This window comes from Rhodococcus sp. D-6 (assembly GCF_040256695.1).
Lineage (GTDB): Bacteria > Actinomycetota > Actinomycetes > Mycobacteriales > Mycobacteriaceae > Rhodococcus > Rhodococcus pyridinivorans.
In genome coordinates this window covers 5,037,323-5,057,184 of the sequence record NZ_CP132970.1, presented here as the reverse complement: position 1 = coordinate 5,057,184, position 19,862 = coordinate 5,037,323, and the positions used below count along the sequence as shown (strand labels likewise).

The following is a 19,862-nucleotide window of genomic DNA, read 5'->3' as shown; positions in this document are numbered from 1 at the left end:
GTCGACGAACGAACCGGAATCGATCAGCCGCGTGCGGCGATCCTGGCTTGCACCTCGGGCCGACGTAGCGGCGGCACCGAGGGCGGTGGTTGCCGCCGCTCGGGAAGGGCCGCGAGCAATCTCGTCGTCGTCGCGGTCACTTCGGCGACGGCCTGTTCGAACGGCTCCCGGGTGGCGTCGGAGAGTTTGTGGATCCCGCTGACCTTACGGACGTACTGCCGTGCGGCCGCTTCGATCTCCTCGGCGGTCGCAGCCGGCTCGAGCCCCCGCAGCTCCGTGATGTTCCGGCACATGCTTCGAGGGTAGACGTCACCTCCGGACCGGACCATACGTTCGCTTCCGCGCGCCCGCTGTCCGTCCGCTGCGGCGATCGCAGCAGCGGATGACGAACGGGCGCGCGGATGTGAAGGGGGTGGGTCAGACGCGTTCGATGATGGTCGCGTTGGCGGTCCCGCCACCCTCGCAGATGGTGAGCAGGCCGTAGCGACCACCGGTGCGCTCGAGCTCGTTGAGCAGTGTCGCCATCAGCTTGGTGCCGGTCGCGCCGAGCGGGTGGCCGAGGGCGATCGCGCCGCCGTTGACGTTGACCTTCGACGGGTCGGCGCCGATCTCCTTGATCCACGCCAGGACGACCGGCGCGAAGGCCTCGTTGATCTCGATGAGGTCGATGTCGTCGATCGTCAGGCCGGCCTTCTCGAGGGCGTACTGCGTGGCGGGGATCGGGGCGGTGAGCATGAAGATCGGGTCGTCGCCGCGGGCGCTGAGGTGGTGGATGCGCGCGCGGGGCTTCAGGCCGTACTTCTTCACGGCCTCGTCGGAGGCGAGCAGCACCGCGGATGCGCCGTCGGAGATCTGGCTGGCGACGGCGGCGGTCAGGCGTCCGCCCTCGACGAGGGTCTGCAGCGACGCCATCTTCTCGAGGCTGGTCTCGCGCGGGCCTTCGTCGACGGTGGCGTCACCGAAGGGGACGATCTCGTTCTCGAAGCGTCCCTCGGCGATGGCGGCCTTGGCGCGCTCGTGGCTCTGCAGCGCCCACTTCTCGAGTTCCTCGCGGCTGAGGTCCCACTTCTCGGCGATCATCTCGGCACCCTTGAACTGCGACACCTCGTCGCTGCCGTAGCGCTCCGTCCAGCCCTTCGACCCACCGAAGGGGGTGTCGAAGCCGTACTGCTGCCCGACGATCATGGCCGCGGAGATCGGGATCTGCGTCATGTTCTGCACGCCACCGGCGACGATGAGATCCGCGGTGTCGCTGAGGATCGCCTGGGCACCGAAGTGCAGGGCCTGCTGGCTCGACCCGCACTGACGGTCGACGGTCACGCCGGGCACGTGCTGCGGGTAGCCGGCGGCCAGCCACGCGGTGCGGGCGATGTTGCCGGCCTGGCCGCCGATGGCGTCGACGCAACCGAACACCACGTCGTCGACGTCGGCGGGGTCGATGCCTGTGCGCTCGACGAGCGCCTTGATCACGTGCGCGCCCAGGTCGGCCGGGTGCACGTCCGCGAGCCCACCCTTCTTCTTGCCGATTGGGGTGCGCACCGCGTCGACGATGTAGGCCTCGGTCATGATGTCTCCTTACGAAGAATTCTGGTTCGACAGTCCGTCGAGAACGATGGAAAGGTATTGCTGGGCAACCTGATCGATACTGAGGGAGCCTCCGGGCCGGTACCAGCGCACGGCCACCCACACGGTGTCGCGCAGGAACCGGAAGACCAGTTCGACGTCGACGTCGGGCCGGAACGAACCGTCCGCGACGCCGCGTTCGATCACGCCCACCCACAGGTCGCGGAACTCGGTGTTGAGTTCGCCGATGTAGGCGAAGCGGTCGCCCTCGAGATGCTTGGCCTCACCCTGGTAGATCGCCACCGCGGCGTGCGACCGGTCGATCGCCTCGTAGGAGGTGGTGACGAGTGCCGCGAGGGTTTTGCGGGACGGCAGACCCGACGCGACGATCTTGCGGTACCGGTCGAACAGGTCGTCGAGGAAGGCCCGCAGGATCTCGTCCACCATCGACTCCTTGGAATCGAAGTGATGGTAGAGGCTGCCGGAGAGGATTCCCGCCGCGTCGGCGATGTCGCGCACGGTCGTGGCCCGCACACCGCGCGACGCGAACAGGTCGGCTGCGATGTCGAGCAGTTCCGCGCGGCGTCCGGACTTGCTGGAGGTGTCGTCGCGTGAGGGAGTCATGACGGACATCCTTTCAAGCCGACCGAGAGCGGGTTCATGCGCGCTGGGAGGAGACCGACACGACCTCGCCGGTCAGATAGGTCGTGTAGTCGCTCGCGAGCATCGCGATGGTCGTCGCGACCTCCCAGACCTCGGCGGCGCGGCCGTAGGCCTCACCGGCGGCGAGGTTGTCGAGCAGTTCCTCGCTGGTGACCTTCGCGAGGAAGGGGTGTCGGGCGATGGACGGGGCGACGGCGTTGATGCGCACGCCGTATTCGGCGGCCTCGATCGCGGAGCAGCGGGTCAGGGCCATGACGCCGGCCTTCGCCGCCGCGTAGTGCGCCTGCGAGTGCTGGGCGCGCCAGCCGAGTACCGACGCGTTGTTGACGAGCACGCCGTTGTGGTCGACCGAGCGGAAGTAGCGCAGTGCCGCGCGGGTCGCGCGGAAGGTGCTGGTGAGGGTGATGTCGAGGACGCGATCCCATTCCTCGTCGGTCATCTCGACGACGGGCGTCTCGCCACCGAGTCCAGCGTTGTTGACGAGCACGTCGATGCGCCCTAGCCGGTCGGCGGCGCCGGTGATGAGGGCGTCGACCTGTTCGGTGGACGACACGTCGCACACGATCGTCGCGACCTGCTGTTCGGGGAACTCGGCCGCGAGCTTCTCCGCGGACTCGCCGAGCCGGCGCTCGTGGAAGTCGGAGACGAGCACGTCGGCGCCCTCGAGCAGCGCGCGACGCGCGGTGGCGAATCCGATGCCGGTACCGGCGGCGGCGGTGACCACGACCTTCTTGTCGCGGAGCAGTCCGTGGCCGGGGGTCTCGACCGGCGGGGTCGCGAGCGGGGATGCGGGACGGGGTGTTGCGGTCACGGACGTGCCTCCCGGGGAAGGCCGAGCACGCGCTCGGCGATGATGTTGCGCTGGATCTCGTTGGATCCGCCGTAGATGGTGTCGGCGCGGGTGAACAGGAACAGCCGCTGCCATTCCGCGAGCTCGAGATGTTCGGGATCGGTGATGTCGGAGGGATTTCCGGCATGGTCGTGATCGGGGCCGACGAGCGATGACGATCCCTGCACGTCCATGGCGAGTTGCCCCAGGTCGCGATGCCAGTTCGCCCACAGCAGTTTCGCGACCGAGGCCTGACCCGGGTCGGCGTCGCCGAGGGTGCGCAGGGCGTGGGCACGCATGACCCGCAGTTCGATCCGCGCGCGGGCGATGCGTTCGCGGAGGTGCGGATCGTCGATCGCACCGTTGCTCTCGGCGACGGAGACGATGCCGTCGAGTTCGCGGGCGAAGCCGATCTGCTGCCCGAGGGTGGAGACGCCGCGTTCGAAGGTCAGCAGACCCATCGCGACCTTCCACCCGTCGCCGGGGGCACCGACGACGAGGTCGGCGTCGGTGACGGCGTCGTCGAAGAAGACCTCGTTGAACTCGGAGGTGCCCGTGAGCTGCTGAATGGGCCGCACCGTGACGCCGGGCTGGTCGAGGGGCACGAGCAGGAAGCTCAGGCCGTGATGGCGGGTCGAACCGGGTTCCGTCCGCGCGACGACGAAGGCCCATTGTGCGACGTGTGCGAGCGACGTCCAGACCTTCTGACCGTTGATCACCCACTTGTCGCCGTCGAGGCGGGCGGTGGTGGAGACGTTGGCGAGGTCGGAACCGGCTCCCGGTTCCGAGTAGCCTTGCGCCCACAGTTCGGTGACGTTACGGATCCCGGGCAGGAAGCGCTGCTTCTGTTCCTCGGTCCCGAACGCGATGAGGGTGGGGCCGAGCAGTTCCTCACCGAGGTGGTTGACGCGCGCGGGCGCGTTCGCCTTCGCGTACTCCTCGTGGAAGATCACGCGCTGATCCATGCTCGCGCCGCGCCCGCCGTACTCGGTGGGCCAGCCGATGCAGGTCCATCCGGCAGCGGCCAGATGTCGGTCCCACGCGAGTCGCTGTTCGAAGAACTCGTGTTCGCTTCCGGGTCCGCCCTTGCCTCTGAGCTCGGCGAATTCGCCGGTCAGGTTGTCTTCGAGCCACTGTCGGACGGTGGCTGCGAACTCCGCATTTTCCTGGCTCTCGCTCTCGTGCACATCCGTACGATAACCTACCAAGCAATTGCTAGGTAGGGAGCTCTGTGAACACACGACCGAGAACCACTCCGGCCGCACTCGTACGTGCCGCCGACACCTGGCCGGACCTGCTCGCGATCGCCGATGGCGACACCCGGCTGACCTTCGCACAACTGCGCGACCACGTCCGCGATGTCGCCGCGGCGCTCGTCTCCCGCGGCGTCGAACGCGGTGCGCGCGTCGTCATCTGGTCACCCAACACGTTCCACTGGGTGATCGCTGCCCTGGGTACACATTGGGCCGGCGGGGTCGTCGTACCCCTCAACACCCGCTACACCGGAAACGAGGCCGCCGACGTCGTCGAGCGCGTCCGCCCCGAGGCCCTCGTCGTGGTCGGCGACTTCCTCGGTACCGACCGCTACACCGAACTGTGCAAGGCCGCTCCGGAACTGTCGATCCCGACGACCGTGCGGGTCCCGCTGGGCGGGAACGACGCGCCGATCGACGGGGTCGTCGAGTGGGCGGACTTCCTGTCCTCCGCCACCGACGCCGCCCGCACCGAGGCCGACGCGCGCGCCGCGGCCGTGACCCCCGACGACGTCTCCGACATCCTGTTCACCTCGGGCACGACCGGCCGCAGCAAGGGCGTGCTCAGCGCCCACCGTCAGTGCATCGGTGTCGCGCAGGCGTGGGCTGAGTGCGCCGAATTGACGATCGACGACAACTACCTGATCATCAACCCGTTCTTCCACAGCTTCGGGTACAAGGCCGGCTTCGTCGCCGCACTGCTCGAGGGCTCCACGGTCATCCCCCTCGCGACCTTCGACGTAGAGAAGGTCATGGCGATGGTCGCGGCCGAGCGCATCAGCGTCCTCCCGGGCGCCCCGACGATCTACCAGTCCATCCTCGACCACCCGCGGCGCGGCGAGTACGACCTGAGCAACCTGCGCATCGCCGTCACCGGCGCCGCACCCGTGCCCGTCTCCCTCGTCGAGCGCATGCAGAACGAACTGAGCTTCGACGCGGTGCTCACCGCCTACGGGCAGACCGAGGCGGTCGTCGCGACGATGTGCCGCACCGACGACGATCCCGTCACCGTCTCCACCTCGTCCGGACGCGCCACCGCGGAGTTCGAGGTGCGCATCGGCGACAAGGGCGAGATCCTGCTGCGCGGCCCGAACGTCATGCTCGGTTATCTCGACGATCCCGAGGCCACGGCCAAGACGATCGACGAGGACGGGTGGCTGCACACCGGCGATGTCGGGACCGTCGACGAACGCGGCTATCTCGACATCACCGATCGTCTCAAGGACATGTACATCAGCGGCGGATTCAACGTCTATCCGGCGGAGGTCGAAGCGGCACTGCTGCGCCTGCCGGGAGTCCACGAGGTCGGGGTGATCGGTGTCCCCGACGAGCGCATGGGTGAGGTCGGCCGGGCGTTCGTGGTCCCGCTGGACGGACATCCGCTCACCGAGGACGACGTGATCACGTACGCCCGAGAGAAACTCGCCAACTTCAAAGCGCCGCGATCGGTTCGGTTCATCGATGCGCTGCCCCGAAACCCGTCCGGCAAGGTACTGAAGAACGTTCTGCGTGAGGAGAAGTCATGACCGTCCCGTTCGAGCCCGATGTCGTCACCTACGAGGTGCGCGACGGCGTCGCGATCGTCACTCTCAACCGACCCGATTACCGCAACGCCCAGAACTCGGTCATGACCTACGCGCTCGACGCCGCCTTCGAGAGGGCCGTCGAGGACGACGAGGTCAAGGTGATCGTGCTGGCCGGCAACGGCAAGCACTTCTCCGCCGGCCACGATCTGGGCACCCCGGGCCGCGACCACCACGTCCACTACGACAACAAGGCCGTGATGTGGTGGGACCACGTCGACAAGCCCGGCGGCGACCAGCGCTACGCCCGTGAGATGGAGGTCTACCTGGGGATGTGCCGCCGCTGGCGCGAGATCCCCAAGCCCACCATCGCGTCCGTGCAGGGCGCCTGCATCGCCGGTGGTCTCATGCTGGCGTGGGTGTGCGACCTGATCGTCGCGTCCGAGGACGCCTTCTTCTCCGATCCCGTGGTGCGCATGGGCATCCCGGGTGTCGAGTACTTCGCGCACCCGTGGATCCTCGGAACGCGCTTCGCGAAGGAGATCCTCTACACCGGTGACCGTTTCAGTGCCCAGCGCGCCTACGAGGTGGGCATGGTCAGCCGCGTCGTGCCGCGTGAGGAGCTCGAGAACGAGACGCTCGCCCTCGCCGCCCGCATCGCGGAGATGCCCCGCTTCGGGCTCGCGCTCACCAAGCGCGCCGTCAACCAGTGCGAGGACCAGATGGGCATGCGCAACGGCATGGACTCGGTCTTCGGCCTGCACCACTTCGCGCACGCGCACAACGCCGAGGTCGGCGCCGACTCGCTCGGCGGCATGAACGCCAAGTCGATGGCCGCGAGCGCTCGTCCGGTGGAAGGAGCGAAGTAGTGGATCTGCAGCTCGACGACGCCACCCTCGCGTTCCGCGACGAGGTACGCGCCTTCCTCGCCGAGAACGTCCCGAAGACGCCGCTGAAGTCGATGGACACGGCCGAGGGCTTCGAAGAACACCGGCAGTGGGAACGGACCCTCGCCGATGCACGCCTGTCGGTCGTCTCGTGGCCCGAGGAACTCGGCGGCCGCGACGCGACCCTCGAGCAGTGGGTCGTGTTCGAGGAGGAGTACTACCGCGCCGGTGCGCCCGGCCGGGTGAGCCAGAACGGCATCTTCCTGCTCGCCCCCACCCTGTTCGAGCACGCCCACCCCGAGCAGCTCGCCCGCATCATGCCGCGCATGGCCCGGGCCGACGACATCTGGGCCCAGGCCTGGTCGGAACCCGAGTCCGGCTCCGACCTCGCGTCGCTGCGCTCGACCGCCACGAAGGTCGACGGCGGCTGGCTGCTCAACGGCCAGAAGACATGGAGCTCGCGGGCGTCCTATGCCGACAGGGGTTTCGGTCTGTTCCGCTCCGACCCGGAGGCCCAGCGGCACAAGGGCATCACCTACTTCATGTTCGACCTGCGGGCCGAGGGCGTCACCGTGCGACCGATCCCGCAGCTCGACGGTGAGCCGGGCTTCGCGGAGATCTTCCTCGAGGATGTCTTCGTCCCCGACGACCCGGAGCGTCCCGGTGAGTCCGGTGTGATCGGTGCGGTGAACGAGGGATGGCGGGTCGCGATGAGCACCGCCTCCAACGAGCGCGGTCTGTCGCTGCGTGCGCCGGGCCGATTCCTCGCGGCCACCGACCGGTTGCTGCGCGCCTACGGCGAATCCGACCTCCACGGCGACACCGCGCTCCGCAACCGCGTCGCCGACGCGTGGATCGGGGCCCGCGCCTACGAGCTGTCGACCTGGGCCACCGTCACGCGCCTGACCGCGGGCGGGCAGCTCGGCGCCGAATCGTCGATCAACAAGGTGTTCTGGTCCGAGTGGGACATCGCCGCGCACGAGACGGCGCTCGACCTGCAGGGTGCGGACGCCGAACTCGTCGACGGCTGGACCGACGGTTATCTGTTCTCGCTGTCGGGCCCGATCTACGCCGGTACCAACGAAATCCAGAAGAACGTCATCGCCGAGCGGCTGCTCGGCCTTCCGAGGGGTGATCGATGAGATTCGCACTCGACGAGTCCCATGAGGACTTCGCGTCCAGTATCGACGCCCTGCTCACCAAGTCGGACATGCCGCAGGTGATCCGTGCGTGGAACAACGGCGACACGGCACCGGGTCTGCAGGTGTGGGAGCGACTGGCCGAGACCGGCGTCAACGGTCTGCTCGTCGCCGAGGAGCACGACGGCCTCGGGGCCGACGCGGTCGACCTCGTCGTCGCCGTCGAACAGCTCGGCCGCCACGCCGTGCCCGGTCCGGTGGTCGAAACCGTCGCGGTGGCACCGGTTCTGCTCGCCGCCGTGGCGCCCGAGCGTCTCGGCCCGCTTGCCGCCGGATCGCTCGCCACCGTCGCGATGCTCCCCCACGCGCCGTACGCGGTCGACGCGCACGTCGCCGACCTCGCGCTGCACGTCGCCGACGGCACCGTCTCGATGGGCACCGCCGGGGACACGCGCGAGTCGGTCGACCGGTCGCGCACGCTTGCCTCGCTCACCGTCGGCGAGTCGCTCGGATCCACAGATACCGCTGCGGCTTTCGACATCGGTGTCCTCGCGTCTGCAGCTCAGCTCCAAGGCCTGGGCCGGACTCTGCTCGACACCACCGTCGAGTACGCGCAGCAGCGCAAGCAGTTCGGCCGCGCGATCGGCTCCTTCCAGGCGGTCAAGCACCATCTCGCCGAGGTGGCGGTCGCGCTGGAGATGGCACGTCCGCTGCTGCACGGTGCGGCCATCGCCGTCCGCGACGAGCTGTCCACTGCGTCCCGGGACGTCTCGGCGGCCAAGGTCGCGTGCGGCGACGCCGCCTATCTCGCCGCGCGCACGGCACTGCAGGTGCACGGCGCGATCGGCTACACCCAGGAATACGATCTGTCGCTGTGGATCACGAAGGTCCGCGCGCTCGTCACCGCGTGGGGCACCCCCGACGAGCACCGGGCACGCGTGGTCGCGGCACTCGAGAGCGAGGCGTCATGACGTTCGAGACGGAAGATCGTGCCGCACTGCGGGACTCGGTGCGTACCCTGCTCGCCAAGCACTCCGATTCGGCTGCCGTCCGGCGGGCGATCACGACCGGCAGCGGGTACGACGACGAACTGTGGACGATGCTCGTCGAGCAGGTCGGGGTCGCAGCCCTCGCCGTCCCGGAGGAATACGACGGTGTGGGCGCCTCGTGGGTCGAGGCCCACGTGGTGCTCGAGGAACTCGGCCGCACGCTCACCCCGTCGCCGTTCCTGGGGTCGGCGGTGCTCGCGGCGCAGACCGTGCTGCTGTCCGGTGATGCCGACGCGGCGGCGCGTCTGCTCCCCGGCATCGCGGCCGGCGAGGTCGTCGCGGTGTGCTGGGCGTCGGCCACCGGCTGGCAGCGTCCCGGCGTGAGCGCCGAGGGCAACGTGCTGACCGGAACCGCGCACTACGTGCTGGGCGGCGACATCGCGTCCACCCTGCTCGTGCTCGCCGCCGACGGTGACACGGTCGGTCTGTTCGAGGTCGATCCGGAGACCGACGGGGTGTCGCGGCGCCGCGTGCCCACGATGGATCCCACGCGTTCCCTCGCGGAGGTGTCGTTCTCGGCGGTGACCGGTCGTCGCCTGTCATCGTCCGACGATCTCGTCGACCGGTTGCGGGCGTCCGCGGCGATCGCCCTGTCGGCCGAGCAGGTGGGTGCCGCGCAAGCGGTGCTCGACCTGACCGTCGACTACGCGAAGAACCGCAAGCAGTTCGGTCGCGCAATCGGGTCGTTCCAGGCGCTCAAGCACCGCATGGCCGACATGTACGCGCTCGTAGAGACGGCGCGATCGATGTCGTATGCGGCTGCGTTGTCGCAGGATCCGCAGGACGCGTACGCCGCGAAGATCTACTGTTCGGAAGCCCTCCAACAGGTCGCGTCGGAGGCCGTGCAGCTGCACGGCGGGATCGCGATCACCTGGGAGCACGACGCGCAGTTGTTCTTCAAGCGGGCGCACGGCAGCGCCCAGTTGTTCGGGCAACCGCGCGAGTACCTGAGCGCAATATCGGCCTGAGCAATATCGTCGGCGGCGATCCCTGCGAAAGATCGGTGATGCGCCTCCTCGATTCCTCGGTTCCACTCCCCGCGCGTCCCCGCCGCGTCCTCGTGGCGGGGACGTCGAGGAGTTCACCGCGCACCCACGGTGGGTACCGCGACCGCGTCCTCACCGCGCTCGCACAACGTCCCGATCTGCCGGTCGTGCGGCTGACGGGCCGACGGGAGGTCGATACGTGGGCGGCGCTGTTCGCCTGCCGTCCCCCGGCGTCCGGCGGATGAACTCGACACCCGTCCTCGGAGCCCGCGGGCCGGAGAGCACCCGATCGTCCGGGATCACTCGCGCCCGCCGCGGCGGCTCGCTAACGTCGGAGAGATGACACCTCCCACGATCACGCTGAATTCCGGAACGACGATCCCGCAGCTGGGCCTGGGAGTCTGGCAGGCCACCAACGACGAGACCGAACATGCGGTCCGATACGCGATCGACGAGGCCGGTTACCGGCACATCGACACGGCCGCGGCCTACGGCAACGAGGAAGGCGTCGGGCGCGCGCTCGCCGCGTCGTCGGTGCCGCGCGAGGACATCTTCGTCACCACCAAGCTGTGGAACTCCGATCAGGGTTACGAGCCGGCGCTGAAGGCCTTCGACACGAGCCTGAAGAAGCTGGGCACCGAGTACGTCGATCTGTACCTGATCCACTGGCCGCTGCAGGACCGCGAGCGGATCCTGCGCACTTGGGACGCCCTCGAGAAGATCGCCGAGTCCGGGCGTGCGAAGGCGGTCGGAGTGTGCAACTTCGAACCGCACCACCTGCAGTTGCTGGTCGATCGCGGCGGGCTGCTTCCGGCGGTGGATCAGGTGGAGTTGCATCCGCACCTGTCGCAGCAGGAGATCCGCCGGTTCGCGTCCGAACACGGCATCGCCGTGGAGTCGTGGAGCCCGCTCGGGGGCACGAGCAACTCGGGCTGGGGTCCGAACTCGAAGCCGAACACCCTGCTCGTCGACCCGATCGTCACCCGCATCGCCGACCGTCACAGCAAGTCGGCCGCGCAGGTACTCATCCGCTGGCATCTGCAGAACGGGCTGATCGTCATCCCGAAGTCGGTGCACGAGCAGCGCATCTCCCAGAACATCGACGTCTTCGACTTCGAGCTCGACGAGCTCGACCTCAGCGAACTCGACACGCTCGACGACGGCACGCGGGTGGGCGCGCATCCCGACGAGATGAACATCGGCGCCCCCTCCTGATCCCTTCTCTCCGGAACTGGAACGTGTTCTCATTGTCGGGTACGCACGTCCGACTTCCGGAAGGCAGCGATGAGCGAGACGACGACGCATCTGGTGCTGGGCAAACCGGTCACGATGCCCGTGCAGGTCCGAACGGCCACGGCGTTCATGGGGATGTTCTCGGTTCCCGTGCGCGCCGCGCAGGAACTCGTCGCCCACACCGGGCTCGAGATCCTGCAATACCGGCCGGGCCACGGGATCTGCACGCTCGTCTTCGTGGACTACGTCGACGGGGATCTCGGCCCGTACAACGAGTTCGGGGTGTGCTTCCTCGTCCGCAACCACCGCAACCGCGGCGACGGCATCGTCGGCGACTGGCGGAGCCTGGTCGGCGGGCAGGCCGGTGCGCTCATCCACCATCTGCCCGTCGACGGCGACTTCACTCTTGCGGCGGGACGCGGCATTTGGGGTTTCCCGAAGACCCTCGCCGACTTCGACGCCGACCACGACAGCAGCACCAAGCGCGGTTCGGTCTCCGCCGACGGAGTGCTGATCGCCGAACTGGCGGTGGCGCCCGGATTTCCGGTGCCGGGCAACGGCCTTGCAGCCTCGCTCGCCGCCTACTCGCACATCGACGACGTCACCCGCTGCACGACCTGGGAGATGAATCCGAGCGGCGTGCGCACCCGGTTCGGCGGCGCGACCCTACGGTTGGGGACGCATCCGATCGCCGACGAACTGCGGTCGCTCGGTCTGCCCCGACGCGCACTGACCTCGTCGTCGATCGCCGATCTGCGGATGATCTTCGGCAACGCGACCGTCGTCTGAGACTCTCCCGGACTCAGGAGAGCGCGCCCGAGACGGCGAGGACGATCACCGCGACACCCAGCAGGGTGTCGAGCACACCGCAGAACTCCGCGAGCGAGCGGGCGACCACGGTGTTCCGGCGGAAATGAACGTAGTCCCACGCGGCGTGACCGAGCAGTCCGAGCCCGACGATCACGCCCGCTGGGACGGGGGTGACCGTCACCGCGGCCACCGCGACGGCACCGAAACCCAGCATGGCCACGGCCGACGGCCCGACGAGCATCGCCCGGCCGGCCGGGGTGCGCGCGAGTCCGTAGACGGCGCCGGCGGCACCGAGCGCGACCATCACCACGGTGATCTCGACCGGTACCCCGAACGCGACGACGGCGACCTTGCCGATGCCGATCAGCGCGACGGCGCCGAGGAACAGCGGCCAGGCCGCGCTGCGACGACCCAGCACGGCGGCACCGAGATAGACCAGTGCCGCGCCGGTGAGGATCGCCGGGAAGTCGGTGCCCCCGTCCGCGAGGACGAACGCGGCGAGGGCGACTGCGACGAGGCTCGGCCACCGGCGCAGCACCCCTCGTAGCAGCGCCTTCGGGTCGATGCCGGTCGCAGGTCGATCGACGGGGACGATGGTGATGTCGGAGCTCGTCATGAGGATCCGCCTAAGTTGAACAGTGATGTTCGATTTGGCGATCAGCGTAACCTGAACATCAGTGTTCGACAAGAGGAGGATCCGTGACCACCCACGAGGCATCCCCTCGTCCCGAGTCCCCCCGCCCGGAATCCCCCCGTGCCAGGAAACGTGCGGACGCCGAGCGGAACATCGAGGCGATCCTCGACGCCGCGCGCATCGCACTCAGTCGTGATCCCGACGCGAGCATCGGGGAGATCGCCAAGGCCGCCGGCGTCGGGCGTGTCACGCTCTACGGCCACTTCCCCACGCGCGTAGAACTCGTCACCGCCGTGGTGCAGCGCACGCTCGCCGAGGCGGAACAGACCATGGACCGGATCGACCTCACGGGCGACCCCCGCGACGCCCTGCACCGCCACATCGCGGGTTCGTGGTCGCTGACCGCCGACGCGGGGGCACTGCTCGCGGCGGCCGAACAAGCACTTCCCGCCGAGGACGTCCGCGCCGCACACGACGGCCTGCTCGCCCGCGCGACCGCCCTCATCGAGCGCGGTCGCGCCGAAGGGGCGTTCCGCACCGACCTGGCGTCGTCCTGGCTGGCGTCGGTCCTGCACAGCCTGGTCCATTGTGCCGCAACCGAAGTCGCGGCAGGACGGTTGTCGGCGGAGGACGCCGCCGACTACATCGCCGCAACGGCCCTGTCGTCGTTCACCCCGCCCGGCTGAGCGGTATCAGCCGGACGCGATCACGCCGTCGACGTTCTGACGCTCGCGGAGCCGGGTGACCGTGTCGTGCAGGTGCTCGTCGAGCAGACGCCGCACCTCCTCCCGGTCGGCGGTGCGGATCGCCTCCCGCAGCACGACGTGCTCGTCCACCTGCACGTGCAGGTCGGGATAGGTGGTCTGCAAGGCGCCGAGGCACATCCGCGTCTCGACGAGCAGCGTGCGGGCCGCCCGCACGAGCCGCGGACTGTCGGCACTGGCCACGAGGATCTCGTGGAAACGTCGGTCGCCGTCCGAGACACCGGTGGCGTCCTCGCGTTCGGCGGCGGTGCGCATCTCCTCGATCGCCGGTTCGAGGGCCTTCCACGTCTGTTCGCGACGGCCGTCCAGCACCAGGTCGAGGGCACCGCCCTCGATGACCCAGCGGCTGCGGTAGATGTCGACGACGTCGTCGAAGGTGAGCTCGGTGACGAAGATGCCCCGATTGCGGATGCTGTAGAGCAGACCTTCGGACAGCAACCGCTGCATGGCTTCTCGCAGCGGGCCCCGGGAGACCTGGAAGTGCGCCGCGAGTTCGGCCTCCCCCAGCTGTTCGCCGGGACCGAGCGCACCCCGGACGATGGCCGACCGGATCTGTTCGGCGATGAGCTCGGCCGTGGACGGCCGGGTGACAGGACGTAGATCTTCCAGATCACCGAGCACCATGATCGGTATCCTCCTCGAACAGTGAGCCCAGCTCCGGGCATTCCACTGTATATCCGGCGAGTTCCAGGCCGTGCCACACGGTGACCTGGTTGGCGGTCAGCACCGGCTTGCCGGTCTCCTTCCCGAGTTCCCGCATGATCCGCAGCGTGTGCATCGCGGTGTCGGGGACGAGGACCGCCTGTGCGTCGGGATGATCGTTGGTCCTCACGAATTCGAGGACGGCCTCGTCGGTCAGGGTGCCGACCTCGGCGGCGGTGTCGATGCCGGCGTCGGCGAGCGAGACGACGTCGACACCGGCGTCCGCTAGGAAGGCGACGAACAGTTCGGCGACGTCCCGCGGATAACTCGCCGCCACGGCCACCCGGCCGACTCCGAGCGCCCGAAGTGCGGCGACGAACGCGATGCTCGTGCTCGTCGTGGGCACGCCTCCCGCCTCCCGGGAGAGCTGCTCGACCTGGGTGCGTGCCCCCTCGGGTCCGTACACGAAGCTGCCCGACGTGCACGCCCACACAAGGGCGTCGAGGGGCTCGTCCGCGAACTGCGCCGCTCCCCCGGCGAGCTTGGCCGGGCTCCCGAGGTCGAGGAGTTCGGGAACGGCGTGCAGATCTGTTCCGTAGATGTGGGCGACGGGCAGATTCACCCCCAGGAGTTCGGCGGCGAACGGGTAGTCGTCCTCGGCGGCATGATCCGGGTAGACGATCCCGATGGTCGGACGGTCACGATGCATTCAGAACACTCCTCTCAACCACTTCCCCGGTCCGGTCATGGGCAGCTTCATCCGTCCCAGGCACGCCCAGATGGTGAGCTGGTTGGCCGTGAGGACCGGCTTGCCGAGTTCCCGTTCGAGCGGCGCGATCAGGTCGTAGGTCGGCAGGTTGGTGCAACTGACGAAGATCGCCTGCGACTCGGGGGTATCGGCCCCGATGATGTGTTCGGCGATGGTGCGGTAGTTGACCTTCCAGATGCCGCCGCCGAGCCCGAGATGTGACGACCGGACGACCTCGGTTCCGGCCTCCTTCAGGAAGTCGTGCAGCAGGTCGGTGAGTTCCCGGTCGTAGGGGGTGATCACCGAGATGCGGGTGAGGTCGAGTTTGTGGAGGGCTTCGAGCAGCGCTCCGGAGGTCGTGACCGCGCACGGTGCGCCCGCCTCGCAGATCGCGTCGCACAGGGCCTTCTCGTAGGCCACCCCGTTGACGAAACTGCCCGACGTACACAGATAGGCAACGACTTCCGGTTCCACCGACAGCACGTCGCGGGTCGCGACCATCAGGTGCCGTCGGTCGGACACCAGCTCGGCCATGGCACGGCTGACCGGCACCGGCTCGTAGGGGGTTCGAGCGAGGTGCAGACTGACCTCGAGCGGCGCCCATCGCCACAGTTCTCGTTCCAGAGCGAGATCGAAGGGTGCGATCACACCGATGCCCCGCTGAGCCAGAGGACCTTCGAATTCGGGAATGTTCAGTTCCATACGGTCCCTCGGCTTCGTCAACAGTTCCCTCAGCCTTGAGGATTGTTGACAATAATACGAGGCGCTCTTACGGTGTCAACGTGGATGCCCAGCCGGTCGTTGCAGTGCTTCATGCCGAAGCCGTGCCGGATCGTGCGTGGATGGCCCCGGTGGCCGAACACGCCACGGTGCGCTACACCGACGCCGCCGGTCTGGCGGACGCACTCGACGGCGCCGACATCCTCTTCGCGTACGACTTCCTCACCGACGCCCTGCCCGCGGCCTGGCACGCCGCGACCTCCTTGAAGTGGATCCATGTCGCCGCGGCCGGGGTCGACGCCCTCATGTTCCCCGACCTGCGCGACAGCGACGTGGTCGTCACCAATTCCCGCGGAGTCTTCGACGGGGCGATCGCCGAATACGTACTCGCCCAGATACTTTCCTTCGCCAAGGACATCCCCGAATCCCTGCGGCTCCAGCGCGAGCACATCTGGAAGCACCGCGAGTCCGAACGCATCGCCGGTCGCTCCGTGCTCGTCGTCGGCACCGGTCCGATCGGCCGCGCGATCGCACGCCTGCTCTCGGCCGTGGGGATGACGGTCCGAGGCTCGGGCCGGCGCCCTCGCGACGACGACCCCGATTTCGGCACCGTCACCACGACCGCGGATCTTCCCGGCGCCCTCGCCGACGCCGATTTCGTCGTCGTGGCCGCGCCTCTCACCGAGCAGACCCGGCACCTGTTCGACGCCCGGATGTTCGCCGCGATGAAGTCGCAGGCCCGCTTCGTCAACGTCGGGCGGGGCGAACTCGTGCGCACCGACGACCTCGTCGAGGCACTGCGGTCGGGCGCCATCGCCGGTGCCGCACTGGATGTGCTCGACGTCGAGCCGCTCCCCGAGGACCATCTGCTCTGGGACATGCCGAACGTCTCGATCACCCCGCACAATTCGGGGGATTTCGTGGGCTGGCGCGATGCGCTGGTGGACGTCTTCATCGACAATTTCCACCGTCACCGCAGTGGCGAACCTCTTCGGAACGTGGTGGACAAGAAGCTGGGTTACGTGCCCGGCGCGTGAGAGTCGGCATCGTCCGACGAGAAGGAGGCACGATGGAGCCCACAGACATGACCGCCGTCGAACTCGTGTCGGCGTTCTCCTCGGGCGAGTTGTCTCCCGTCGAGGTGACACGGGCCGTGCTCGATCGGATCGCGGCGCACGATCGCGAGATCAACTCGTTCTGCCTCGTCGACGAGGAGAAGGCCCTCCACCAGGCACGCCGCTCCGAGGAGCGGTGGCGGACCGGCTATTCGAAGGGTCTGCTCGACGGGGTCCCCATCTCGATCAAGGACGTCTTCCTCACCGACGGATGGCCGACCCTGCGGGGCTCGCAGGCCATCGACGAGAACCAGGACTGGAACGTCGACAGCCCGGTCGCGGCCCGGCTGCGCGAGGACGGAATGGTGCTGGTGGGCAAGACCACCACCCCGGAGATCGCGTGGAAGGCGGTGACCGATTCGGCCCTGTACGGGGTGACCACGAATCCCGTCGATACGACGAAGACCGCCGGTGGCTCGTCCGGTGGCAGCGCGGCGGCGGTCGCGGCCGGCTTCGGTCCGTGCTCCGTCGGCACCGACGGTGGGGGCAGTATCCGCATCCCCGCATCGTTCTGCGGCGTGGTGGGTTTCAAGCCCACTCACGGCCGGATCCCGATCTTCCCCGCCAGCCCGTTCGGGCCGCTCGCGCACGCCGGGCCGATCACCCGGACGGTCGAGGACGCGGCGCTGCTCACCGACATCCTCGCGCTGCCCGATCCCCGGGACCCGACGGCCCTTGCGCCGCCGCTGACGACCTTCCGCGGTGGCCTCAACCGCGAGGTGGTGGGGATGGACGTCGCCTATTCCAAGACCCTCGGCTACGTCGACGTGGACCCCGAGGTCGGTGAGATCGTCGACCGGGCGGTCCGCGTCCTCGACGAAACCGGGCTGCGCGTGACCGCCGCCGATCCCGGTTTCCCCGATCCGCTCGATGCCTTCGAGAACCTTTGGGCGGCAGGCGCAGCGACGATGCTGAGGACCTTCCCCGAGGGCACGCGCGACAAGGTGGATCCCGGTCTCGGACGCGTGTGGTCCCACGGCGAACAACTCGGTGCCGTGGACTATCTCGAGGCCCGCGCGGTCGCGGCGGCGGTCGGCATCACGATGGGGATCTTCCACCAGAGGTACAACGTGCTGATCACCCCGACGATGCCGATCCCCGCCTTCGAGGCCGGCCACGACGTGCCTCCGGATTCGTCGCTGACCTCGTGGCCGCAGTGGACCCCGTTCACCTATCCCTTCAATCTCACGCAGCAGCCGGCCATCAGCATCCCTGTGGGCACCACCTCGGCGGGTCTGCCCGTGGGTCTGCAGATCGTCGGGCCGCGGCACTCGGACGACCTGCTGCTCGCTGTCGCGCGATTCGCCGAGTACGCGTTGAGCTGAAGAAGAGGTCTGCACGGGAACGGCACCGCACAGACTGTGCGGTGCCGTTCCCGTGCGGTGCCCGTCTATGCGCGTGCGAAGCTCAGAGTCTCCCCCACGACCCCCTGGATCCACAGGTCGTTGCACGCGACGGCGAGTTCGGGCAGGCCATCCTCGATCGTCGCGAAGACGTTGCCCGGCACCCAGCCCACATCGCCGTTGAGCAACAGATTGTTCCGGCCGTAGAACAACGCGAGATCGGTCGCTCCCTGCTGCGCATGGGCCTGCGAGCCGGGTTCGTAACCGTATGCGGGATTACCGATCTCCCACGGTTCGAAGTCGAACAGGCACACATCCCCCGGGATCGGCGTCACCGTCGGGTTCTCCCGGTGCGGTGCCGCGGTGATCCTCGGGACGAGGGTGTAGAGCTCGTTGCGGGCGTACTTGGCGTGGAACGCCGAACCGCTCTGCGGCAGGGCGTCCCACACCGCCGCGCAGGTGAGCGGCGCCTCGTCGTCGAGAAGCCGTGCTCTGCACGTGATGTCGCGCTTGTCGAGAGTGATCGTGATGTATCGGGCCACGCGGACTCCCTCGTTCGACGGATTATCGGACCTCGGCGAGGACCTCGGACCAGATCCCGAGCGCATCCTCGATCTGCCGGGTGGTGACGATCAGCGGCGGGATCATGCGCACCACGTTCATGTGCGCACCGCAGGTCAACAGCAGCAACCCCTTCTGCGCGGCGAGCTGCTGCGCTGCGGACGCCCGCTCCCGGTCGGGTACTCCGTCGGTAGTGAACTCGAGGCCCACCATGAGGCCGAGGCCGCGCACGTCGCCGATGGCGTCGATCGTGTTCTCCCGTGCACCGGAGAGCAGTTCACGTCCACGTGCGGCGGCGTTGTCGACGAGCCCCTCCTTCTCGATCACGTCGAGAGTGGCCACGGCCGCCGCGCAGGAGACCGCATTAGCTCCGTACGTGCCGCCCTGCGATCCCGGACGGGCGCGCTCCATGAGTTCCTCGGAGGCGGCGATACCCGACAGCGGGAAACCGCTCGCGAGGCCCTTGGCGATGGTGATGATGTCGGGTCGCACGTCGAAGTGCTGATGCCCGAAGAACTTTCCGGTCCGCCCGAATCCGGTCTGGATCTCGTCGAAGACGAGCAGGATGCCGTGTTCGTCGGCCCGCTGCCGCAGTCCCTGGAAGAACCTGGTGTTGCCGGGGACGTAACCGCCCTCGCCCAGGACCGGTTCGACGACGAAGGCCGCGATCTCGTCCGGCGCCACGAGGGTCGCGAACAGGTAGTCCAGTTCCTGCAGGGCGAAATCGGTCGCTTCCTCCTCCGACCAGCCGTAGCGATAGGCCGTGGGGAAGGGAGCGACGTGTACACCGCCCATGAGCGGCGAGAACCCTGCGGAGAAACGGGTTCCGGAGGTGGTCATCGTGGCGGCGGCGACGGTACGGCCGTGGAAACCGCCGTGGAAGACGACGATTCCGGGTCGCCCTGTCGCCTGGCGGGCCAGACGCAGCGCCGCCTCGACTGCCTCGCTGCCCGAATTGGCGAAGAACAGCGAGTCGAGTCCTTCGGGGAGCACCGTGCCCAGGCGTTCGGTGAGTTCGAGCAGGGGCCGGTGCATCACGGTCGTGTACTGCCCGTGGATCAGCGAGCCGATCTGCCGGCGGGCGGCCTCAACGACGTGCGGGTGACAGTGGCCGGTACTCGTGACGCCGATGCCGGCGGTGAAGTCGAGATACCGACGTCCGTCGGTGCCGTGGATGTAGCACCCCTCGGCGTGGTCGACGGTGACGGGCGTTGCCTGCAGCAGGCGGGGTGAAAGACGGGTCATGACGATCCCTCCGAACAGCCGAGGGCGCGAACCCTCGTGCCGGTTGTCGGATTGTTGACAATATGGATAACACGCCAGGATGGCGGACGCAACGGCGAGCGGTGTAACGGCAGCGTTTCGTCACTCGCACCGCAGGGCATCCGCACAGCAGGAAG

General features: G+C 68.4%; 22 protein-coding genes. 11 read left to right on the top strand and 11 right to left on the bottom strand.

Features of this window, described 5'->3' with window-relative positions:
- Nucleotides 1–23: 23 nt before the first annotated feature.
- The 5 genes from RBB84_RS23830 to RBB84_RS23810 form a co-directional block, all read right to left on the bottom strand.
- Entirely contained in the window at nucleotides 24–293 is a 270-nt protein-coding gene (locus tag RBB84_RS23830) for a DUF2277 domain-containing protein (protein WP_006550426.1), read from the bottom strand.
- Between the two features lie 124 nt (nucleotides 294–417).
- Nucleotides 418–1,566: an acetyl-CoA C-acetyltransferase gene (locus RBB84_RS23825; protein WP_033096893.1), complete on the bottom strand. Its 1,149-nt coding sequence runs from the start codon at nucleotides 1,564–1,566 to the stop codon at nucleotides 418–420.
- A gap of 9 nt (nucleotides 1,567–1,575) precedes the next feature.
- Nucleotides 1,576–2,187, bottom strand: coding sequence for a TetR/AcrR family transcriptional regulator (locus RBB84_RS23820; protein ID WP_006550428.1), 612 nt, complete (start codon nucleotides 2,185–2,187; stop codon nucleotides 1,576–1,578).
- 34 nt (nucleotides 2,188–2,221) lie between these two features.
- Nucleotides 2,222–3,037 carry an SDR family oxidoreductase gene (locus RBB84_RS23815; protein ID WP_064256780.1) on the bottom strand — a complete coding sequence of 272 codons (816 nt, stop codon included), beginning with the start codon at nucleotides 3,035–3,037 and terminating at the stop codon, nucleotides 2,222–2,224.
- Nucleotides 3,034–4,242: an acyl-CoA dehydrogenase family protein gene (locus RBB84_RS23810; RefSeq protein WP_064256779.1), complete on the bottom strand. Its 1,209-nt coding sequence runs from the start codon at nucleotides 4,240–4,242 to the stop codon at nucleotides 3,034–3,036. The genes RBB84_RS23815 and RBB84_RS23810 overlap by 4 nt, the downstream gene beginning before the upstream one ends.
- Before the next feature lie 44 nt (nucleotides 4,243–4,286).
- Between RBB84_RS23810 and RBB84_RS23805 the strand changes: the two genes are divergently transcribed.
- The 8 genes from RBB84_RS23805 (at nucleotide 4,287) to RBB84_RS23770 (ending at nucleotide 11,914) form a co-directional block, all read left to right on the top strand.
- Entirely contained in the window at nucleotides 4,287–5,834 is a 1,548-nt protein-coding gene (locus tag RBB84_RS23805) for a FadD3 family acyl-CoA ligase (RefSeq protein ID WP_064256778.1), read from the top strand.
- Nucleotides 5,831–6,700, top strand: coding sequence for an enoyl-CoA hydratase (locus tag RBB84_RS23800; protein WP_019290144.1), 870 nt, complete (start codon nucleotides 5,831–5,833; stop codon nucleotides 6,698–6,700). Before RBB84_RS23805 ends, RBB84_RS23800 begins: the two co-directional genes overlap by 4 nt.
- Nucleotides 6,700–7,860 carry an acyl-CoA dehydrogenase family protein gene (locus RBB84_RS23795; protein ID WP_064256777.1) on the top strand — a complete coding sequence of 387 codons (1,161 nt, stop codon included), beginning with the start codon at nucleotides 6,700–6,702 and terminating at the stop codon, nucleotides 7,858–7,860. The genes RBB84_RS23800 and RBB84_RS23795 overlap by 1 nt, the downstream gene beginning before the upstream one ends.
- Complete coding sequence (locus RBB84_RS23790) at nucleotides 7,857–8,828, top strand: acyl-CoA dehydrogenase (RefSeq protein ID WP_064256776.1); 972 nt, start codon at nucleotides 7,857–7,859, stop codon at nucleotides 8,826–8,828. Before RBB84_RS23795 ends, RBB84_RS23790 begins: the two co-directional genes overlap by 4 nt.
- Nucleotides 8,825–9,874 (top strand): acyl-CoA dehydrogenase family protein, encoded by a 1,050-nt coding sequence (locus RBB84_RS23785; RefSeq protein ID WP_064256775.1) that lies wholly within the window; start codon nucleotides 8,825–8,827, stop codon nucleotides 9,872–9,874. The genes RBB84_RS23790 and RBB84_RS23785 overlap by 4 nt, the downstream gene beginning before the upstream one ends.
- 38 nt (nucleotides 9,875–9,912) lie before the next feature.
- Nucleotides 9,913–10,137: a hypothetical protein gene (locus tag RBB84_RS23780; RefSeq protein WP_064256774.1), complete on the top strand. Its 225-nt coding sequence runs from the start codon at nucleotides 9,913–9,915 to the stop codon at nucleotides 10,135–10,137.
- Nucleotides 10,138–10,231: 94 nt separating this feature from the next.
- Complete coding sequence (locus RBB84_RS23775; protein ID WP_033096902.1) at nucleotides 10,232–11,107, top strand: aldo/keto reductase; 876 nt, start codon at nucleotides 10,232–10,234, stop codon at nucleotides 11,105–11,107.
- A gap of 69 nt (nucleotides 11,108–11,176) precedes the next feature.
- The gene (locus tag RBB84_RS23770; RefSeq protein ID WP_064256773.1) at nucleotides 11,177–11,914 is read left to right on the top strand and encodes an acetoacetate decarboxylase family protein; all 738 of its coding nucleotides are present in this window, start codon (nucleotides 11,177–11,179) and stop codon (nucleotides 11,912–11,914) included.
- Between the two features lie 13 nt (nucleotides 11,915–11,927).
- Here RBB84_RS23770 and RBB84_RS23765 read toward each other — a convergent pair whose 3' ends face one another.
- On the bottom strand, nucleotides 11,928–12,551 hold the full coding sequence (locus RBB84_RS23765) for a hypothetical protein (protein ID WP_064256772.1): 624 nt from the start codon (nucleotides 12,549–12,551) through the stop codon (nucleotides 11,928–11,930).
- An 83-nt stretch (nucleotides 12,552–12,634) separates the two neighbouring features.
- Here RBB84_RS23765 and RBB84_RS23760 point away from each other — a divergent pair, with 83 nt between their 5' ends.
- The gene (locus RBB84_RS23760) at nucleotides 12,635–13,255 is read left to right on the top strand and encodes a TetR/AcrR family transcriptional regulator (protein WP_064256771.1); all 621 of its coding nucleotides are present in this window, start codon (nucleotides 12,635–12,637) and stop codon (nucleotides 13,253–13,255) included.
- Nucleotides 13,256–13,261: 6 nt separating this feature from the next.
- Here the strand turns inward: RBB84_RS23760 and RBB84_RS23755 are convergent, their stop codons facing one another.
- The 3 genes from RBB84_RS23755 to RBB84_RS23745 are packed head-to-tail and all read right to left on the bottom strand — an operon-like array spanning nucleotide 13,262 to nucleotide 15,425.
- Nucleotides 13,262–13,957, bottom strand: coding sequence for a GntR family transcriptional regulator (locus tag RBB84_RS23755; RefSeq protein WP_006550439.1), 696 nt, complete (start codon nucleotides 13,955–13,957; stop codon nucleotides 13,262–13,264).
- Nucleotides 13,944–14,684 (bottom strand): hypothetical protein, encoded by a 741-nt coding sequence (locus RBB84_RS23750; protein ID WP_064256770.1) that lies wholly within the window; start codon nucleotides 14,682–14,684, stop codon nucleotides 13,944–13,946. Before RBB84_RS23750 ends, RBB84_RS23755 begins: the two co-directional genes overlap by 14 nt.
- Entirely contained in the window at nucleotides 14,685–15,425 is a 741-nt protein-coding gene (locus RBB84_RS23745; RefSeq protein ID WP_064256769.1) for a hypothetical protein, read from the bottom strand.
- 80 nt (nucleotides 15,426–15,505) lie between these two features.
- Here RBB84_RS23745 and RBB84_RS23740 point away from each other — a divergent pair, with 80 nt between their 5' ends.
- Nucleotides 15,506–16,480, top strand: a complete 975-nt coding sequence (locus RBB84_RS23740; protein WP_033096907.1) for a D-2-hydroxyacid dehydrogenase — start codon at nucleotides 15,506–15,508, stop codon at nucleotides 16,478–16,480.
- A gap of 32 nt (nucleotides 16,481–16,512) precedes the next feature.
- Nucleotides 16,513–17,883: an amidase gene (locus RBB84_RS23735; RefSeq protein WP_064256768.1), complete on the top strand. Its 1,371-nt coding sequence runs from the start codon at nucleotides 16,513–16,515 to the stop codon at nucleotides 17,881–17,883.
- Between the two features lie 65 nt (nucleotides 17,884–17,948).
- Here RBB84_RS23735 and RBB84_RS23730 read toward each other — a convergent pair whose 3' ends face one another.
- Nucleotides 17,949–18,443 carry a DUF3830 family protein gene (locus tag RBB84_RS23730; protein WP_019290153.1) on the bottom strand — a complete coding sequence of 165 codons (495 nt, stop codon included), beginning with the start codon at nucleotides 18,441–18,443 and terminating at the stop codon, nucleotides 17,949–17,951.
- 22 nt (nucleotides 18,444–18,465) lie between these two features.
- On the bottom strand, nucleotides 18,466–19,707 hold the full coding sequence (locus RBB84_RS23725; protein ID WP_064256767.1) for an aminotransferase class III-fold pyridoxal phosphate-dependent enzyme: 1,242 nt from the start codon (nucleotides 19,705–19,707) through the stop codon (nucleotides 18,466–18,468).
- Between the last annotated feature and the right edge of the window lie 155 nt (nucleotides 19,708–19,862).

Coding starts and splice junctions, on each gene's coding strand:
- RBB84_RS23830 (WP_006550426.1), bottom strand. CDS start 293: ATGTGCCGGAACATCACGGAGCTGCGGGGGCTCGAGCCGGCTGCGACC.
- RBB84_RS23825 (WP_033096893.1), bottom strand. CDS start 1,566: ATGACCGAGGCCTACATCGTCGACGCGGTGCGCACCCCAATCGGCAAG.
- RBB84_RS23820 (WP_006550428.1), bottom strand. CDS start 2,187: ATGACTCCCTCACGCGACGACACCTCCAGCAAGTCCGGACGCCGCGCG.
- RBB84_RS23800 (WP_019290144.1), top strand. CDS start 5,831: ATGACCGTCCCGTTCGAGCCCGATGTCGTCACCTACGAGGTGCGCGAC.
- RBB84_RS23790 (WP_064256776.1), top strand. CDS start 7,857: ATGAGATTCGCACTCGACGAGTCCCATGAGGACTTCGCGTCCAGTATC.
- RBB84_RS23785 (WP_064256775.1), top strand. CDS start 8,825: ATGACGTTCGAGACGGAAGATCGTGCCGCACTGCGGGACTCGGTGCGT.
- RBB84_RS23780 (WP_064256774.1), top strand. CDS start 9,913: ATGCGCCTCCTCGATTCCTCGGTTCCACTCCCCGCGCGTCCCCGCCGC.
- RBB84_RS23775 (WP_033096902.1), top strand. CDS start 10,232: ATGACACCTCCCACGATCACGCTGAATTCCGGAACGACGATCCCGCAG.
- RBB84_RS23770 (WP_064256773.1), top strand. CDS start 11,177: ATGAGCGAGACGACGACGCATCTGGTGCTGGGCAAACCGGTCACGATG.
- RBB84_RS23765 (WP_064256772.1), bottom strand. CDS start 12,551: ATGACGAGCTCCGACATCACCATCGTCCCCGTCGATCGACCTGCGACC.
- RBB84_RS23755 (WP_006550439.1), bottom strand. CDS start 13,957: ATGGTGCTCGGTGATCTGGAAGATCTACGTCCTGTCACCCGGCCGTCC.
- RBB84_RS23750 (WP_064256770.1), bottom strand. CDS start 14,684: ATGCATCGTGACCGTCCGACCATCGGGATCGTCTACCCGGATCATGCC.
- RBB84_RS23745 (WP_064256769.1), bottom strand. CDS start 15,425: ATGGAACTGAACATTCCCGAATTCGAAGGTCCTCTGGCTCAGCGGGGC.
- RBB84_RS23735 (WP_064256768.1), top strand. CDS start 16,513: ATGGAGCCCACAGACATGACCGCCGTCGAACTCGTGTCGGCGTTCTCC.
- RBB84_RS23725 (WP_064256767.1), bottom strand. CDS start 19,707: ATGACCCGTCTTTCACCCCGCCTGCTGCAGGCAACGCCCGTCACCGTC.